The organism is Sunxiuqinia sp., from assembly GCF_055140945.1.
Map to the genome: position 1 here is coordinate 40,450 of NZ_JBSQYS010000030.1, position 17,856 is coordinate 58,305.

15 protein-coding genes, 1 tRNA gene and 1 pseudogene are annotated in these 17,856 nt (G+C 40.7%); 13 read left to right on the forward strand and 4 right to left on the reverse strand.

The features are described from left to right. The first annotated feature begins 11 nt into the window (after window positions 1-11). Together ftsZ and ACTB00_RS13970 are read left to right on the forward strand one after the other, a co-directional pair. A complete protein-coding gene (ftsZ, locus tag ACTB00_RS13965) occupies window positions 12-1,436 on the forward strand; it encodes a cell division protein FtsZ (RefSeq protein WP_463300537.1) in 1,425 nt (474 codons plus the stop codon). A gap of 108 nt (window positions 1,437-1,544) precedes the next feature. Continuing rightward, entirely contained in the window at window positions 1,545-1,994 is a 450-nt protein-coding gene (locus tag ACTB00_RS13970) for a GatB/YqeY domain-containing protein (RefSeq protein WP_463300538.1), read from the forward strand. A gap of 126 nt (window positions 1,995-2,120) precedes the next feature. Here ACTB00_RS13970 and ACTB00_RS13975 read toward each other — a convergent pair whose 3' ends face one another. Then, window positions 2,121-3,050: a glycoside hydrolase family 43 protein gene (locus ACTB00_RS13975; protein ID WP_463300539.1), complete on the reverse strand. Its 930-nt coding sequence runs from the start codon at window positions 3,048-3,050 to the stop codon at window positions 2,121-2,123. Between the two features lie 94 nt (window positions 3,051-3,144). Continuing rightward, the gene (locus ACTB00_RS13980) at window positions 3,145-3,345 is read right to left on the reverse strand and encodes an L-threonylcarbamoyladenylate synthase (RefSeq protein WP_463300540.1); all 201 of its coding nucleotides are present in this window, start codon (window positions 3,343-3,345) and stop codon (window positions 3,145-3,147) included. 108 nt (window positions 3,346-3,453) lie between these two features. Between ACTB00_RS13980 and ACTB00_RS13985 the strand changes: the two genes are divergently transcribed. Further along, a complete protein-coding gene (locus ACTB00_RS13985) occupies window positions 3,454-6,825 on the forward strand; it encodes a ligand-binding sensor domain-containing protein (protein WP_463300541.1) in 3,372 nt (1,123 codons plus the stop codon). A 362-nt stretch (window positions 6,826-7,187) separates the two neighbouring features. Here ACTB00_RS13985 and ACTB00_RS13990 read toward each other — a convergent pair. Then, window positions 7,188-7,261: transfer RNA gene (locus ACTB00_RS13990), tRNA-His, on the reverse strand. Window positions 7,262-7,361: 100 nt separating this feature from the next. Between ACTB00_RS13990 and mobA the strand changes: the two genes are divergently transcribed. The 10 genes and pseudogenes from mobA to ACTB00_RS14040 all read left to right on the forward strand — a co-directional run bounded on the left by mobA (window position 7,362) and on the right by ACTB00_RS14040 (window position 16,433). Next, window positions 7,362-7,922 carry a molybdenum cofactor guanylyltransferase gene (mobA, locus tag ACTB00_RS13995; RefSeq protein ID WP_463300542.1) on the forward strand — a complete coding sequence of 187 codons (561 nt, stop codon included), beginning with the start codon at window positions 7,362-7,364 and terminating at the stop codon, window positions 7,920-7,922. A 235-nt stretch (window positions 7,923-8,157) separates the two neighbouring features. Further along, complete coding sequence (locus ACTB00_RS14000) at window positions 8,158-10,401, forward strand: molybdopterin-containing oxidoreductase family protein (RefSeq protein WP_463300543.1); 2,244 nt, start codon at window positions 8,158-8,160, stop codon at window positions 10,399-10,401. Window positions 10,402-10,409: 8 nt separating this feature from the next. After that, complete coding sequence (locus tag ACTB00_RS14005) at window positions 10,410-10,931, forward strand: 4Fe-4S dicluster domain-containing protein (protein WP_201301055.1); 522 nt, start codon at window positions 10,410-10,412, stop codon at window positions 10,929-10,931. Between the two features lie 12 nt (window positions 10,932-10,943). After that, complete coding sequence (gene nrfD / locus ACTB00_RS14010; RefSeq protein ID WP_463300544.1) at window positions 10,944-11,885, forward strand: NrfD/PsrC family molybdoenzyme membrane anchor subunit; 942 nt, start codon at window positions 10,944-10,946, stop codon at window positions 11,883-11,885. A gap of 105 nt (window positions 11,886-11,990) precedes the next feature. After that, complete coding sequence (locus ACTB00_RS14015; protein ID WP_159522319.1) at window positions 11,991-12,506, forward strand: YeeE/YedE thiosulfate transporter family protein; 516 nt, start codon at window positions 11,991-11,993, stop codon at window positions 12,504-12,506. Window positions 12,507-12,549: 43 nt separating this feature from the next. Continuing rightward, entirely contained in the window at window positions 12,550-13,155 is a 606-nt protein-coding gene (locus ACTB00_RS14020; protein WP_463300545.1) for a YeeE/YedE thiosulfate transporter family protein, read from the forward strand. 43 nt (window positions 13,156-13,198) lie between these two features. After that, window positions 13,199-13,828 carry a rhodanese-like domain-containing protein gene (locus tag ACTB00_RS14025; RefSeq protein ID WP_463300546.1) on the forward strand — a complete coding sequence of 210 codons (630 nt, stop codon included), beginning with the start codon at window positions 13,199-13,201 and terminating at the stop codon, window positions 13,826-13,828. A gap of 94 nt (window positions 13,829-13,922) precedes the next feature. Next, window positions 13,923-14,099: pseudogene (locus ACTB00_RS14030) on the forward strand (transposase); the annotation flags it as partial. A gap of 283 nt (window positions 14,100-14,382) precedes the next feature. Beyond that, the gene (locus ACTB00_RS14035) at window positions 14,383-15,378 is read left to right on the forward strand and encodes a hypothetical protein (protein WP_463300547.1); all 996 of its coding nucleotides are present in this window, start codon (window positions 14,383-14,385) and stop codon (window positions 15,376-15,378) included. A 2-nt stretch (window positions 15,379-15,380) separates the two neighbouring features. Continuing rightward, on the forward strand, window positions 15,381-16,433 hold the full coding sequence (locus tag ACTB00_RS14040; protein ID WP_463300548.1) for a GmrSD restriction endonuclease domain-containing protein: 1,053 nt from the start codon (window positions 15,381-15,383) through the stop codon (window positions 16,431-16,433). A gap of 1,116 nt (window positions 16,434-17,549) precedes the next feature. Here ACTB00_RS14040 and ACTB00_RS14045 read toward each other — a convergent pair. Next, window positions 17,550-17,856: hypothetical protein (locus ACTB00_RS14045; RefSeq protein ID WP_463300549.1), on the reverse strand; the 307-nt coding region annotated here is incomplete at its 5' end.

Sequence of the window (17,856 nt, forward strand, 5' to 3'; positions counted from 1 at the left end):
GAGAAAAGTGTATGTCAAGTGATATGGTGAATTTCGATCAAGATAAATCTTCCGATGCAATTATTAAAGTGATTGGAGTTGGAGGCGGCGGTGGAAATGCGGTTAACCACATGTATGAGCAAGGAATAAAAGATGTAGGTTTTATGCTCTGCAATACGGATGAGCAGGCTTTGAAAAACAGCCTGGTGCCACTGAAAATACAACTTGGAGCTTCACTCACTGAAGGACGGGGAGCCGGAAATAAACCTCAGATTGGGCGTGAAGCAGCCATCGAAAATATTGAAGATGTCAAAAGAACATTGCAATCGAATACCAAGATGGTGTTTATTACTGCTGGAATGGGTGGCGGAACCGGAACAGGTGCAGCTCCTGTAATTGCGGAAGCATGCCGCGAGCTTGATATTTTAACAGTCGGTATTGTTACGCTTCCATTTCGCAACGAAGGTCGCCGGCGTATCAAACAGGCCATTGATGGTATTGCAGAGATGGAGACTCACGTTGATTCGCTTTTGGTGATCAACAACGAACGGATTCGTGAAATGTATGGTGATTTTAAAATCTCGGAGGCGTTTGCGAAGGCTGATAATGTGTTAACCACTGCAGCGAAAGGCATTGCCGAAATTATCACGGTCCCGGGTTATATCAATGTTGACTTTGCCGATGTTGAGACTGTTATGCGAAGCAGTGGCGTGGCCATTATGGGATCGGCAAAAGCTGAAGGTGAAAATCGCGCGCTCAAAGCGGTTGAAGAAGCCATGAATTCTCCCTTGCTGAATAATAACGATATTAATGGTGCACGAAATATATTGCTGAATATTACTTCCGGAAGTGAAGAAGTAACCATGGATGAGATTGGTGAGATTACGGACTATATTCAGGCTAAGGCAGGGCACGATGCCGATCTGATTTGGGGTAATGGTGTTGATGAGACGTTGGGCAACGAAATTTCAGTAACCGTAATTGCAACAGGGTTTAGCGTAAGCAGCATACCGGAAATGATGGCTGCCCGGAAAGTGGAAAAAACCTACCATACACTGGTTGATGATCCTCAGCCAACCGCACCTCCTCGTCCGAAGCCGGAGGCACGAGTTCCATTCACCGGAGATTCGAGTCGTTCTGTTACAAGTCAAAATCAACAATCGATTGAGTTTGAGGTAAACAAGCCGGGCGATGAATTTGATGAGTTGTACCGAAAATCAAGTTCATCTGCTGATCCGGAGAAAGAATACTCAGTAAAACTGGATTATTCTATTTCGAGTGATGAGGAAGTTGACGAACTGGAAAATATTCCGGCTTACCGACGCAAGAAGGTTAATATTCAGAGTATGAAAAAGAAGTTTGAAGAAAAATTGTCGCGTTTTTCTTTATCACCCGATGATGATGACAACACAAAGTTGCGCGACAACAATTCCTATCTGCACGATAAAGTAGATTAAGAGAGCAGGGAAAGGGAAGTCGGAAGTGAAATTTAGAACATGAAACCTGATCACTGCGACTGTCAACTATTTGAAACTCGAAACTAAAAACTTGAAACTAAAAATATCATGAGTGTATTTGATCAAATTAATGAAGATATAAAAGCGGCCATGAAGGCACGCGAGAAGGAAAAACTTGAAGCACTACGGGCCGTTAAAAAAGTGCTTTTGGAAGCCAAAACAGCAAAAGGTGCATCTGGAGATTTGGATGATCAGGATGCCGTAAAAGCGATTCAGAAATTGGCCAAGCAAGGTCGTGATTCGGCCACTATTTATAAAGAGCAAGGGCGCGATGACTTGTATCAGCAAGAGATGAAACAAGTGGAAGTGTTGGAAACATACTTGCCCGAGAAAATGAGCGATGAGATGCTGGAAGCGAATATTAAAACCATCATCGACTCGGTAGGAGCAACCAGCATGAAAGACATGGGCAAGGTTATGGGAATGGCATCAAAGCAGTTGGCCGGACAAGCCGACGGAAAAGATATTGCTGACAAAGTGAAGGCTTTACTCAGTTAGTTCAATCAATCAATCAATCAATCAATTCGAAATTATCAATCTTTTCGGATGGAAAGCGGATTTTAACGAATTCGCTTTTTTTTAGAAAAAAGCAGGTTTTTTGAAGCCTGCTTTTTTGAATTCCGGTTAATGAATTTCAAGTAGTTTATTCAGGACACTTTCCGGAGCCTTAAAAACAGTTCCATGCCGTGTTCCTTCAGGGAAATTGATTTGATCGTTAATCACTTCCCAGTTTTTTAAATCGGTACTACGCACAGCTCCCATGTAATGGCGGGTATATTCATCATAGAAAACGACCCAGCTATCACCGATCCTGGTAACCGTTGGTCCTTCAACCCAGTCGGGACTGATGGGATCGCTAATTAACTGATAACCTTCGGTTAGTTGATCGCTTTTAGCAATCCGGATATGTTTTTTCGCCGGGTTTTTTGTTTCGTCCTTGAGAAACATGTAATACGCACCATCAATATTCTTAATAACAGCATCTATTACATTAAATCCTTCGTCATAAAGAAGTTTTGTGTCGCTGAAGTGGACAAAATCGTTGGTTGTTGTATAGTACATTCGATGGTTGTATTTCGAATCACCCAATCCTTCACCTGCTGCAAATCGTCCGGGAATGGTTGTTGCCCAGTAGATCATGTATTGATTACTTTTTTCATCATAAATAAGTTCGGGAGCCCAGCAATTCAGCGCATCAGGCTCATCTTGCATCACCGGAATAAATTGTTGCTCCGACCAGTGAATTAAATCTTCGGACCACGCATAGCCAATCCCCCGGTCGTTCCAACTCACGGTCCAAACCATATGAAATTTCCCGCCAGACCCCTGAATAATGCATGGGTCGCGCATGAGTTTGTCTTCAGCAACAGTCGGTGTTAAAAATGATTTATTGTCGTTCAACGCAGTGTAATTGTACCCATCGTAACTGTATGCCAGATGAAGCCCGTCTTGTCCATTGTCCTGAAAATAAGAGAAGAGATAGACTTCTTTTTCTGAAGTTTGACAGCCAGTAAACAGCATTAGAATGAGCGAGGCAAGCAATAGTGGTTTCATGTTATCTATTTTGAGTGTAAAAATACGAAAAATTAGGCCGGACCGAGATGTCATCACCCCGATGTTTGACGCATTAACCATTTGTTGTAAGCTTTTAGCTATTTAATTCATCCTGCCTATATTGTACAAAGTAACCGACCTGCGCTTTGATGTCGTTTGAGATGTCGTTGAAATTGACGGGTGATGGTTCGCTGCTGATGTTGGCCGAGGTGGAAAGAAATGGCTTGCGAAAACGCCGGATCAACCGTTGTGTAAAGTTTTCTTTGTTCATTCTGATTCCTATCCTACCATCCAATGTATTCGTCTGGTTTTTAATACTACAGGTTCATTGATGAGTGGTATCTTAACGGCTTATCACAATAATTTTTTATATTTACCGCTGGAATTTTTTTAACTTCACATTATGAGGAGTTTAGCAAAGGTTGAGGAAGGCGATTTTTTTCAGAAACTGTTATTGGTGGCATTAATGCTTTGCATACAACAAGTATGTATTGGTACTAATCAATCAGCTAATGATTCAGTTTTTTTCAGGCAAATCGATTATGAAGACGGTTTGCCCGGCAATAATATGATATACCAGATTCAGGATCACTCAGGTATCATGTGGATATCAGTTGAAGGTTCAGGTGTTTGCCGTTATGACGGCCAGGTATTTACGACGTTTAAAAATATTCCTGATGATTCAACTTCAATTTCAAATAATTTTGTGAACCACATTGTCGAAAGCAAATCAAATAACTTATGGTTTGCAACCGATAATGGTTTAAGCATGTTCGACAGGGAAACATTATCCTTTAAACAGTTTCATGTTCACCCCGGAGATAGAGCAAGCCTGCCGCATAATAAATGTAACACCATTTTTATTGATTCAAAACAACGTATCTGGATTGGCACCGGAAATGGCCTCGCTTTATTGAATGAAGATGAAGAAACATTTCAAAGCTTTTTGAATGTGAGTGGTGGTGATGCTCTCGAAGGGCAATTTTCGGTATATAAGATTATTGAATATCCCGAAGGCACTTTTTATCTGGGCACGAATCAGGGTATGTTTAAGTTTTCTGTTGAAGAGGGCATCTTGAACAGATGGGGCGCAAATAATAATCTGATCAACAAACTTGTACAGGCTTTTGAAATTGATTCGCAAGGGAGATTATGGTTAGGAACGCATCGTGGACTTCAGCGCTTCGATTTAAAAAAACAACGGTTCGACCAGTGGCATTACAACGCGGCTGATTCATCAAAATACAGGGAAGAAGGTATTAACAGCATTCAATGTATTGATGATTCTTTGTTATGGGTCAGCACCTACACGAAAGGGATATTGGTTATTAATACCAATAATGAGAGCTATAAGTTTATCAAAGCAGAACCTGGAAAAATAGGAGCTCTTCAAAGTAATCACATTCAGTATGTTTTTAATGACCGCGATGGCGTTATTTGGGTAGGAACGAAGTTTAGCGGATTATTCCAGATGAATGAGCGGATCAACTTGTTTAGAAAGTGGCCGGAAAAATACAAGTTGCTCAAGAATATAAACTCAGTTTATATTTATTCGTTTCTGGATGATGGAGAAGTATGCTGGGTTGGGTCTAAGTTAAACGGATTGTTTAAATGCGACCTGAACAACGATACCATAATTAATTACACAACCAACCCATCAAACAGCAGTTCGTTGCTATCCATGAGGGTACAGGCATTATTTCGCGACAGAAGTGGCGTGTTGTGGGTTGGTACCGATCGTGGGCTGCAATTCATCAACAAGACTGATAACTCCTTCAGTCAGATTAGTGCACTGTCAATCAATACGATGTTTCAGGATGAAGAAGGTACAATCTGGGTTGGTACTGTTAAGGGGCTTTTTTATATCGATAATCAATTAAATAAGCTGGTGCGTCACAATGATCAGGGCGATTCTATTCTGTTTCAAAATGACCTGCTCAATATCTATTCCATCATTCAGGCATCCGATGGGCGAATGTGGGTTTCAACACGTAACAATGGCCTGTTTGTTTTCGATACGAAATCGGATTATTTCCGTCATTACACCGGGAATTTGCCATTACATACCAGTGTTAACAGCAGTATGGTACGGTGCCTGTATGAAGATTCGAAAAAGAATGTCTGGATAGGTACCAAGGTAGGCGGCTTAAATAAATACGACCCAAATACCGGTCGCTTTTCTTATTACGATGTTGCAAGCGGGTTACCTTCTCCGCTGATCATGAGCATCAGAGAAGACCGTTCAAACAATTTATGGATCGGTACGCATAACGGCATATCAAAGTTTAATCCCGAAACCGAACACTTCGTGAACTTTAACAGCGAAGTGGGTTTAAAGAGCAATATCGTTGAACCGGGGGCTGTTTGCCATTTCCCAACCGGAGAAATGTTGTTTGGAGGTAATGACGGATTCAATATTTTTTATCCGGACGAAGTCAATCATGTGGATGTCGAACCGAAGGTTATGATTTCAAATTTGCTGGTATACGGGAAAAGTATGGTGCAGGATGTACTTTACCAGGAAGAGCTGAAACTTTCGCACGATCAGAATTACATCAGTTTCGATTTTATCCAGCTGGATTACAAAAACCCGTACCGCCATAATTATTTTTATAAGCTTGAAGGTGCCGACCTGCAGTGGAATAATTCGGGGAACAGAAACTTTGTTTCCTACAGTGATCTCAAGCCAGGTGATTATACTTTTAAGGTTAAAACACTAAATGAATATGGGATATGGTCATCTGTAACACCGAAAATCCGTATCGTAATTCAACCACCATTTTATCAAAAAAACTGGTTCCGTTTTTTGATGGGCTTCGTTGTTATTGGGTTGATTTTCTTTATCTATAAGTACCAGTCAACAAAAATAAAAAGGAGACAGGCTGAATTAAAGCGATTGGTGAGTGAACGAACCCGCGACTTAAGAAATGCAGTTGAAGAATTGTCGAAAAAAAACCGGATAATTGGCGGGCAGAAAAAGAAAATAGAGGTGCATCATGCCGAACTTGAAAATAATGTACGTGAGCGGACACGTGAACTGGAACTTGCAATGCGTAGGGCAGAAGAATCCGAAGAACTGAAATCGTCGTTTCTGGCAAACATGTCACACGAAATAAGGACGCCTTTAAATGCTATTTGTGGGTTTTCTTCACTTCTGGAAGATGATGAGCTGGATCAGTCAACCCGAAGGCAGTACATCGATATGGTCACTTCTAATTCAACTATGTTGCTTAAACTCATTGATGATATTCTTGATCTTTCGAAAATTGAAGCCAAACAGCTCACCGTTAAAAAAGAGAATTTTGGCGTTAATGAGCTGATGTCCGGTTTGTTCAGTACTTTTAAAAATGAGGTTGAGCAACAGCACGGGAGGAAGGTTAAGCTGGTTTTTTCAAATTTAAGTGAACATACTGGTGAAGTGATTCTGTTTTCAGATCAGTACAGGATTAAACAGGTGTTGAGTAACCTGATAAGCAATGCCATCAAATTTTGCAGACAAGGAGAAATTTCGTTTGGCTTTGCAGACAAGGCCGATCATATCCTGTTCTTTGTGAGAGATACGGGTATTGGTATTCCTGAAGCGCACCAGTCCAAAATATTTAACCGCTTTATTAAAATAGAGGACAAAAAGGTGATGTACAGGGGAACAGGTTTAGGATTAAGTATTTCGCAAAGTATTGTTGAAATGTTTGGTGGTGAAATTTGGGTAAAATCTAAACTCGGCGAGGGCTCCGAATTTCTTTTCACAATATCGAAGGAATCTAAAAAAGATTAACCATTTTAATTTATCGTTGTCGCATTGCCAACGTTTTTCAGAGAAATGCAAAACATATTATTTCCTGATAATCTTAATCTACCTTGAAATGTCCGGTAAAATCTACCGGACACTAATGTTTTAAAATATCCAATGCTAGCTATAGATAATCCCGTATAAAGCCAGAGACTTTATACGGGCGAGAATTTATTTAGGATGCGAATGATATCTGGTATTTGAAAACGAAAACTGATCGAGAAAGCAACAACGTGCGGATCTGGTTGAGATTTTGGATTTAATTTGTTGCTGGAGAATTTGCCCTGGAGTTGGGGAGTATATGAGTAAAAAAAAACTCCGCTGTATCCAACGGAGTTTTTTTGTTGGGTGGATGATGGGATTTGAACCCACGACCTCCGGAACCACAATCCGGCGTTCTAACCAACTGAACTACAACCACCATGTTTGCTTTGATTGCCAAAGCGGGTGCAAATATAACATTTTTATTTTTTCTCAAATAAAAAATCGACAATTTTGAGTAATATTTTTCAAAACAATTTATGGCGCTAACCGGCATTATATTGGCAGGAGGGAAAAGTTCGAGAATGGGACAGGATAAGGCCTTGGTTGACTACCAGGGCAAAAGGTTAATTGAATATGCCATTGATTTGTTGAGGCCGCTTTGTTCACACATGCTCATTAGTGCCAATCAATCAGGCTATGATCAATTTGAGTTACCTGTTGTGACTGATGTTTATCCGGGTTGTGGGCCGATTGGAGGTTTGCACGCTGCTTTAAGTGCTTCGAAAACTGATTGGAATATTGTCGTTAGCTGTGATACTCCAAACCTAAACAGCCAGCTTTTTCAGTTTCTGCTTGCCAAAAAGGAGGATGCACAGGCAATTATTCCTAAACACGATAATGGTGTAGAACCTATGGCGGCGTTGTACAATAAAGAGCTCAGCGGGTTTTTAGAAGAAAAGATCAAGCACGGAGATTTAAAATTGCAAAAGGTTATTCGGGAAATACCCGTTCGGTTTGTTGATGTTTCGTCTGTGCTTCAAAAGTTTCCCGATTTGTTCTTAAATCTAAACAGGCCTGAGGATTTGAATCAGAAATAATGCTTTTAAAAGTCCCATCTGCCTGCTTGGAATAGATATAAATTGAGCTATCACTTTATTTATAGTAAATCTAAATAGGCGACAATCTCTCTGCTTTCGTTTGAAATTCAGTAATTTGTGTGAGTTGTTTTTTCAAGTTTAAAATCAACATATCGAAGCTCGTCGATATATTGAGGTTTCTACATATTTCGATATAAGGAGTTTTGTATGTTTGTGGAAATAAAATTAAAAACACATGGCACAAAAACGTCGTGATTTTATAAAAATATCCTCTTTAAGTGCTGCCGGATTAATCTTCGGGGCTCAGCAATTAAGCTCGGCAACAAAGATAAATTCAAAAAGCAAGTTAGGTGATTTTGGCCCGCTGGATACTCTTCGGACACCAACCTATTGCGAAGTTTGTTTTTGGAAGTGCGCCGGATGGGTTTATAAAGACAAAGAAGGTAATATCAAAAAAGTAGTTGGTAATGATGACGATCCGAATTGCAATGGTCGCTTATGTCCTCGCGGGACCGGCGGTGTTGGAATGTATCATGATGAAGATCGTTTGAAGTCGCCATTAATTCGGGTTGCAGGCAAAGATGGAAAGCAAACATTCCGGGAAGCCAGCTGGGACGAGGCGTTGGATGTAGTCGCGAAAGGCTTGCAAAAAGTTAAGGATGAGCACGGAGCAGAATGCACGGCTTTACTGACACATGGTTCAGGAGGCCACTATTTTGGCACTTTGCTAAAAGCTTTTGGATCGGGAAATATTGCGGCTCCATCATACGCTCAATGCCGGGGGCCTCGTGAAGTTGGTTTTATCGCCACGTTTGGAGATGGACTGAATTCTCCGGAACCAACAGATATCCGCGACACCCGTTGTTTGGTCTTGATCGGCTCACATTTGGGCGAAAACATGCACAATGGCCAGGTTCAGGAAATGTCGGATGCCATAGATAAAGGAGCCGCCATTATTACGGTTGATCCTCGTTTTTCAACTGTTGCCAGTAAATCAAAATTTTGGTTGCCGATAAAACCTTCAACCGATATCGCTTTGTTGTTAACCTGGATTCATGAAATTATAGAAAATGAATGGTACGACAAAAACTACGTTGAAAAGTACACTTATGGATTTGAGCAGTTAAAGGCTCATGTTAAAAATTATACGCCCGAATGGGCTTATGGAATTACAACTATCAAACCGCACGTAATTCGCGAAACGGCAAGGGAAATGGCGAATGCCGCTCCATCAGTAATCATTCACCCCGGGCGTCATGTGACGTGGTATGGCGATGATACCCAGCGTTTACGTGCTGTGGCAATTTTAAATGCATTACTTGGTTCCTGGGGGCGGCGCGGTGGTTTTTATGTGCCTGAAAAAGCGTCAGTTCCAGCATATCCTCATCCTCAGTTTCCTAAACCTACCCGCACTTGGCGAGATGCGATGGGCGGTAAGTATAAGCTGGCAGACCTGGCGCTTGCATCGGGAGTTTGCGATGCCACTATCCCTTCAGCTGACTTGGATTGCCATATTAAGGCCTGGATTGTGAATGGAACAAACCTGATCATGACTCTACCTGATCCGAAAAAGACATTGGAAGCTATCCAAAACTTGGATTTTATGGTGACGGTCGATACCATGCCAATGGAAATAACAGGTTATGCCGATGTAGTCCTGCCAGAATGCACCTATTTAGAGCGTTGGGATGATTTGCGGGTGATACAGGGGAGGGAGCCTAATATTGCATTGAGGATGCCTGCTGCAGAACCAAAATACAATACTAAACCGGCTTATTGGATTGCAAAAGAATTGGCCAATAAAATGGGACTGGGCGACTATTTTGCCTGGGAGAAATTTGAAGACAAACTGGATTGGGAACTGAAGCAAATTGGATCTTCGCTGGAAGAGATGAAGCGTATCGGCGTGAAAAATCTACCGCGAGAATTTGGTCCTTTGTATTATCAGAAAGGCCAGGATATTGACTTCTTTACCAATACCGGTAAAATCGAGTTGTATTCGACTGCATTGGCTGAAGAGGGGTTTGATCCTATGCCGAAATACACATCTCACATGGAACCGCCAGCCGGCTTTTATCATTTGAATTATGGCCGGGCACCGCAGCATACATTCAGTCGAACATCTAACAATCCGAACCTGACTGATTTAATGGATGAAAATGTGGTTTGGGTGAATCCTAAGGTTGCTAAAGAATGGGGACTGAAAAGTGGTCAGCCAATTTATTTGCAAAATCAGGATGGTGTTGTTTCTGATTTTCCAATAAAAGTGAGAGTGACAGAGCGCATTCGTTTCGATTCAGTGTATATGGTTCATGGTTTTGGGCATAACAATAAAAAATTAAGTCGGGCTTTTGGTAAGGGAGCAAGCGACTCGCAGTTGATTACCCGGGTGCTGGTTGATCCGATAATGGGGGGAACCGGCATGCGCGGCAACTTCGTAACCTTCCGTTTTGAAAAAGAAAGTGAGGTGACATCATGAGATATGCGATGGCAGTTGATACAAAAAAATGTGTAGGATGTGCCGATTGCGTGGTAGCCTGTCAAACGGAAAATAATGTTCCGATTGGTTATTGCCGCGATTGGATAGTGGAGGTAACAGATGGAACCTATCCACAGTTGGAGATCGAAATCCGTTCTGAGCGCTGCAATCACTGCGACAATTCGCCTTGTGTTCGTTGTTGCCCAACCGGAGCAAGCCATTATGTCGAAGGTGGGATCGTCAAGGTTACTCCGCACGAATGTATTGGATGTGGTGCCTGTATTACCAGTTGCCCCTACGATGCGCGATATGGACACCCCGATGGATATGTCGACAAATGTACGTTTTGTGATCATCGGATTCAGGATGGACTGCAACCTGCTTGTGTATCGGTGTGTCCTACCAAATGTATGTATTTTGGCGATCTGGATGACGCAAATAGTGAAGTCTCCAAAGTGTTGAAGAAAAGAAAGTTTAAAACCCTGATACCGCAGGCCGGAACCAAACCTCAGGTGTATTATTTGATTTAAAATTGTAAGAAGATGAGAGAAGAACTTATTACCAGCGGACGCTTGAACCCGAACGTTGATCCATATTTGGAAATATGGCACTGGCAAATTCCGCTTTATCTTTTTCTGGGAGGATTAGCTGCAGGAATTCTGTTTTTTGCTTCCCTTTATGTTATTCTTGGTAAAGAAAACGAATATCGTGGAGCTGTTCGTCGTGCCCCTATTATTGTTCCGTTTATTTTAATGATCGGGTTGGGTGCATTGTTTCTCGATTTACGTCACAAACTGTTTTTCTGGCAACTATACACAACCATAAAATTGGAATCTCCTATGTCGTGGGGAGCATGGACATTGATGGCTATTACTCCGATTTCAATTATTTGGGTCGCCATTCATATTCAGGAATACTTCCCCGGGTGGGAATGGAAAAATGTCATTCTGAGAGACCTGAATGCATTCTTTTTAAAGAATAAAGTCGGGCTGGCCTGGGTGACCATTGTTCTTTCCGTTATCCTTGGAATTTACACCGGTATTTTGTTTTCTGCGTTTAATGCCCGGCCACTCTGGAATACTTCTATTTTGGGGCCATTATTTCTGACCTCCGGTTTGTCGGCAGGTGCGGCTGCCATTATTTTGTTTGCCCAAAGCAAGAAAGAGAAAGTGGTTTTTGCCAAAATAGATATCATGCTTATCGTTATTGAATTGTTTCTGATCATCCATATGTTTATGGGGTTCAGAGCCAGCACGCAAGTGCAAATTGACGCTGCAGATATGTTTTTGGGAGGAGCTTACACTGCACCGTTCTGGATTTTTGTGGTGGTATTGGGAATGATCGTCCCCGCGATTTTGGAGCTGATGGAGCTGCGCCACAAGAAAATTCCGGTTTATATCCCGGTAGTCTTGGTTTTATTCGGAAGTTTAATGCTTCGTTTTATTATTTCCTATGCCGGACAAATGAGCCGCTGGCTTTACTAGCATAAAGTGGGAGCCATCCTGAACTGGTTTCAGGATCTCATTGCAAACAGATTTTGAAACAAGTTCAGAAATGACAATTAAAAAAACTATAAAACTTATACAGATATGAAAGAAGCTAAAAAATACATGAATCCATACCTCGGTGGAGTTTTGCTGGGATTGGTTTTGATTGTTGCCTTTTGGGTGTCGGGGCGTGGTTTAGGCGCAAGTGGTGCACCAAAAGCTGCATTGGTTGCAGGGATCAATGCTATTGCTCCTTCGCATACGGCCAATACGGCTTTTTACCAAGAGTACCTGGGCGGACATGCGCATCCGTTGAAGTCGTGGTTGGTGTTTGAGATGCTGGGGGTACTGGTTGGAGGGTTCCTTTCCGGAGCTGTGGCAGGCCGTTTGAAATTTAAAGTTGAAAAAGGCCCCAATGTGACCAGCAAAGTGAGGATCATTTTCGCCGTGTTTGGCGGAATTCTGTTTGGGTTTGGTTCGCAACTGGGGCGTGGTTGTACCAGTGGATCGGCGCTCACCGGAATGGCGGTGCTTTCGGCCGGAGGTTTCATTACCATGGCAGCGATTTTTGGAACCGCTTTTGGCATGGCCTATTTTGTTCGAAAACTTTGGCTTTAATTCAACCATTCATTCATTCAATTACGCAATAATTCAATCTATTATGGGACCATTAATTGTAAACGAAATAATATCACCCAATACCAATTTACTCATCGCCTTTTTGATTGGCATCGGCTTTGGCTTTGTGCTCGAAGCCAATGGGTTTTCATCCAGCCGCCGCTTGGCCGGTATGTTTTATGGCTACGACACAACTGTGCTTAAAGTGTTTTTTACCGCTGCTATTACTGCAGGAATAGGCCTCTTGTTTTTAAGCCTTTTTGGATGGATCGATCTCAGCTTCATCTATATTAACCCAACATTTCTTTGGTCGGCTATTGGTGGAGGAGTAATTATGGGTGCCGGCTTTATTTTGGGTGGCTATTGCCCGGGAACTTCCTTTTGTGCGGCTGCCATTGGTAAGCTTGATGCATTAGCTTTTATTGGAGGAATCCTGATTGGTATTGTCATTTTTATGGAAGGTTACCCATTGTGGGAAGGCTTCTTTAAAGCGAAATATATGGGAAGCCCGTTGTTAAGCGACTGGCTGAATATGTCACGCGGACTATTGGCATTTTTAATTGCTATTGTGGCAATCGGTATGTTTTGGGTTGGAGAATGGGCTGAGAAAAAATTTGCCCGTGATGATTACGAAATCAATCAGCACTAAGCTTCCATCATTCAATTGTTGAACATTAAAAAAAAATAAAACGATGAAACCAAGACTAATATTAGCAAGTGTTATTTTACCGTTGGGACTGATCATCGCAGCAGTTCCGCCAAATACCACCAAAGCCTATAAATTAACCGCCGGGCAACTTCTCAACGAAGTTCGGGAAAATTTACAATTTATTCATCCCGACCAGGTGGCTGATATGTTGATTCAGAAAGATCCTTCGTTACAGCTGATTGATGTAAGAAGTAAAGCTGAATTCGAGAAGTTTAGCCTGCCGGGAGCGATTAATGTTCCGTTGGAAAACTTGCTCTCCGAAGATTACGAATATTACATTAATCAGGATGTGAAGTTGAATGTGTTTTATTCCAACGGATCGACTGACGCTAACGAAGCCTGGATGATTACCCGCCAATTGGGGTACAAAAATAACTATGTGCTACAGGGAGGTTTGAACTACTGGGTGGAGACGATTATGAATCCTGAAAAACCCGCTTCAACCAGCCCGAATGAAGAGATCGCAAAATACGATTTTCGGAAAGCTGCAAGCTCGGCTCTTGGCGGAGGTGGTGGTGACATCGCGCCAGCTGCCACCGAATTGGATGCACCGGCAGCAGCACCTCCGGTAATTAAAAATAAAAAGAAAAAGCGCGTGCAAGGCGGATGCTGACGCATGACTGGGAAGAAAACCAAAAATCAGAAAGACTGTCCGAAAGGATGGTCTTTTTTTGTGTTTGTTGTTTCTGAGTGCCGTGCGCGTTTATGAAACCTTTGTCAAACGGTTCCTACTTCATGTACTTCCTTTGGGTTTTTACAAAATCAGGTACTTCGGAGTTTTGGCTTCGGCAAACGCACGAGCTAAAAAAGAGCAATGCCTGTCCCTGATCGACAAGCCTCAGTACCTGTCAGAACTGGAAGGAAAACGGCAACGGGAAAGTTATGCCCGCAAGCAAACAAAACAAAAGCGAAATGAGAAAAAAATCAGTTCAAAGCAACAACATCACCACTCAATTGATATTTAAAAACACGACCCTTAGTCATAACAGGCCCATAGCGGCGCGGGGAACAGTCCAACTTAATTTTATCCACTATTCATCAGCTCTTTTAAAAAACTGCTGATCAAATCGAAGATTATTCCTACTTTTAACATCGTTCGTTAAGAACATTGGATAAAATACTAATACGTTGGGCGTCATTAGAAAGAATGAATAAAAATATATTTAAATGAAGAATATTTATATAATACTGGGAAATGGATTTACACTTGATTTCTTATTTAGTATCGACAAGATAAATTTAATTGATTCAAGAAATCTTTTTAAAAATGGAGAAAAAGTTCCATGGCCAGGGAATAACAATTCAGGATTTCTATCTTTTAAGTATTGTCCGAATCTTTGGAATTTAGGAGCAAGACCTAATGCTGATGCAAAACAAACTATTGAATTAATTGAGGATATCATTACTTGCGCCAATATTCTTCAGAAAAACAACCGCAATGATTCGAATATTTACATAAAAGCCTACAAAGAACTAGCGGCATTTCTCTATGCTTTGTTTGTTAATTATGACAAGCAAATAGATGTGCCTAACATTAATCTTGAAGATTGGGGTTGGTCATCGTATTTTAGCAAGTTAAATAATAGTGCGTCTATTTCTAAGGTTCATATAATTACATATAATTACGACATTTGGTTAGAGCGAATATTGCAAAAGTTAAATATTCCGTTTGATATTGTAGGTTTTGGAGATACTGACAGTAAATTTAACATTTATAAACCTCATGGCTCTATAAGTTTCTGTCATAAAGTAAGAAAGGTTGTGGATGATTTTAAAATTGATTATGACTCAGATTCAAATGATGGTAATATTTCAGAGTTTTCAATAAAATATCAGGATTTAGATGCACTAAATAAAATAAATGCAATTATCCCACCTGCCGGTGATTCAAGTAGATTAGATTTTAAATGGGCTTCAGTTATAAGAGAGAAGGCAATAGAACAAGCAAAAAAACTAACGAAAGAGGATGAATTAATTTTTTGCGGAATGTCCTATTGGCACGTTGATAGATTAGAAGTAGATACTTTATTGACAAATATATCTTCTGAGATTAGTAATGTTAAGGTTATTAATCCTAACCCTCCAAGAGTCCTAAATGCAGTTATGACAACACTTTTTAAAAATGTAATTTTTTATAATGATTCAAAAACTTTAAGTGAATAGCTATGAAAATATTAGAAAGAAATAGTAATAATATAAATATTGCAACATTTTGGGAAAATTGTCAATTGGACAAATATAATTTTAACCCAGATTATCAGAGACCTTCCAATGTGTGGGCAGCTACTAAAAAGTCCTTCCTAATTGATACAATTATGAAGAATTTTCCAATGCCGCCTATTTTTTTACATCAACACATTGATGTTGATACTGGTAAAACCATTTATGATGTAATTGATGGAAAACAAAGACTAACTACAATAATTTCGTTTATTAATAATGAAATTCCACTTCCAGATGATTTCAGTAGTGATTCCTTTGGCAATGAGAAATTAAACGGATTATTTTTCAAGGACTTGGAAAATCCTGAAATTGATGGTTGGAAAAAATCTTTCTGGAAATATGAGTTAACAATTGAGTATGTAGATACAGACCAGATTGGTATTGTTAATAATATTTTTGACCGATTAAATAGAAATGGAGAACCTTTAACCGCTCAAGAATTAAGAAATGCAAAATTCCATAGTACTGAATTTTATAATTTAGTTAGAGAATGTTCTGAATTAAAATTTTGGGATAATATTTTAAGTAAACTTGAAAAAAATAGATTAGAACATCATGAATTTATCTCTGAATTATTATTTGTTTTATTAGAGAACCAAATTTATGCAAGTGATAGAACCGAATTAGTTGATGAACTATTTGAAAAGTATTCTATTCGAAATCCATTTGATAAAGCTAATATTGAGCAACAATTTAATGCGATTACAGATATAATGGAAAGTTTTAATCTTGATTATGAAAAATATCGTATTTATGGAGTGAGTCACCTATATGGTATATTTGGACTTGCATGGGTAATTCAAACAAATAATCTGCAAATTACAGATTTAGCAAAAAAACTGGGCACATTCTATACCGAGTTAAGAAATAAGAGTGAAAATCCATTCACAACAGAATATCAGATTTCAATGAATGCTGGAACAAAAAGTAAAGCACGAAAAACAAGACGAATTAATGCTTTATTAAATTATTTAGGACAGAATTCAATAGAATAACTGCATACAATCGAGTGGGAAGCCGCTAGGCTAAAAGCCTAGTGGATAACCCCTCACACCACCCAGCGTACGGGTCTCGTACTGGGCGGTTCGCTAAATCATAGGAAACAAAACCTTGCTGGATTGGATTTGCAATCCTCAGCTTTTCGGTTTCGGGATCTCAAATCCCGAAAAGCATGTGGTTTGATGTGTATGAGTTTTAACTCACCCCCGAGTCGATCCCAATCCTACGGATTGCTCTGACTCGTCCCCTCTCTTCAGGAAGAGAGGGGAAAAGACCGCGCAGCGGGCTGAGGGGAGAGTTTTTGATATTTAAAGGAAGAAACACTACAGTTGTCTTCGTTTTTCTCTGGTGTTTCAGGTCGATTTGTTCCGCTTGCAAACCGGAACGCCCAGTGTTAAATATTCTAAAATCCTCTGGTTATAAGGTTTTTGGCGGTTTGGCGATCTGTCCATGCAAACCATGGATGTCGTTCCGAAGGATAATTCCATAAGGAATAATAGAACTTCTCTATAGAATTGCCTTGCTTCCAAATGGAATATCTATGATTCCACGTTGCTTTAAAGCTATTCCATAGCTCCGAGAGACAATTCCCTTTGGAATAATAGAAATTCTCTATGGAATTATCCCTGTTCCTTAGAGAATTTATATAATTCCAAGTGGCAGCATAATCATTCCATGGTGCTAAACCCTTATTCCCGGTGTTATTTCGCCTCAAATGTAGAGATGTATTTTGTTGCAGCACGGGGAATTGCCACAAGCCCCGGCTACCGCACGAATCTTGCTGGATCGGATTTGCAATCCGATCCGTGTTGCTAATGGATTTGCAATCCTCAGCTTTTCGGTTTCGGGATCTCAAATCCCGAAAAGCATGTTATTTGATGTGTATGAGTTTTAACTCACCCCTGAGTCGATCCCAATCCTACGGATTGCTCTGACTCGTCCCCTCTCTTCAGGAAGAGATGGGAAAAGACCGCGCAGCGGGCTGAGGGGAGAGTTTTTGATATTTAAAGGAAGAAACACCACAGTTGTCTTCGTTTTTCTCTGGGTTTCAGGTCGATTTGTTCCGCTTGCAAACCGGAACGCCCAGTGTTAAATATTCTAAAAGCCTCTGGTTATAGGGTTTTTGGCGGTTTGGCGATCTGTCCACGCAAACCATGGGCTTGTCTACAGGAATGATGGGCTAGTCCACAGGCCTTATTTCCTTGTCCACAATACGCGTGGAGCAGTCCATCAATATCATGGACTTGTCCACGGGCATTGTGGAGCAGTCTACGGTTTCCATTTCCTTGTCCCTGATGATGCTGGATTAGTCCATTGTCGCTATTTCCTTGTCCACGATGATTGTTTCCTGTTCCCTGAACGTTGCGGAGCGGTCGATTGGGACCATAAAAAGACCGCTCCAAAAATGAAGCGGTCCCG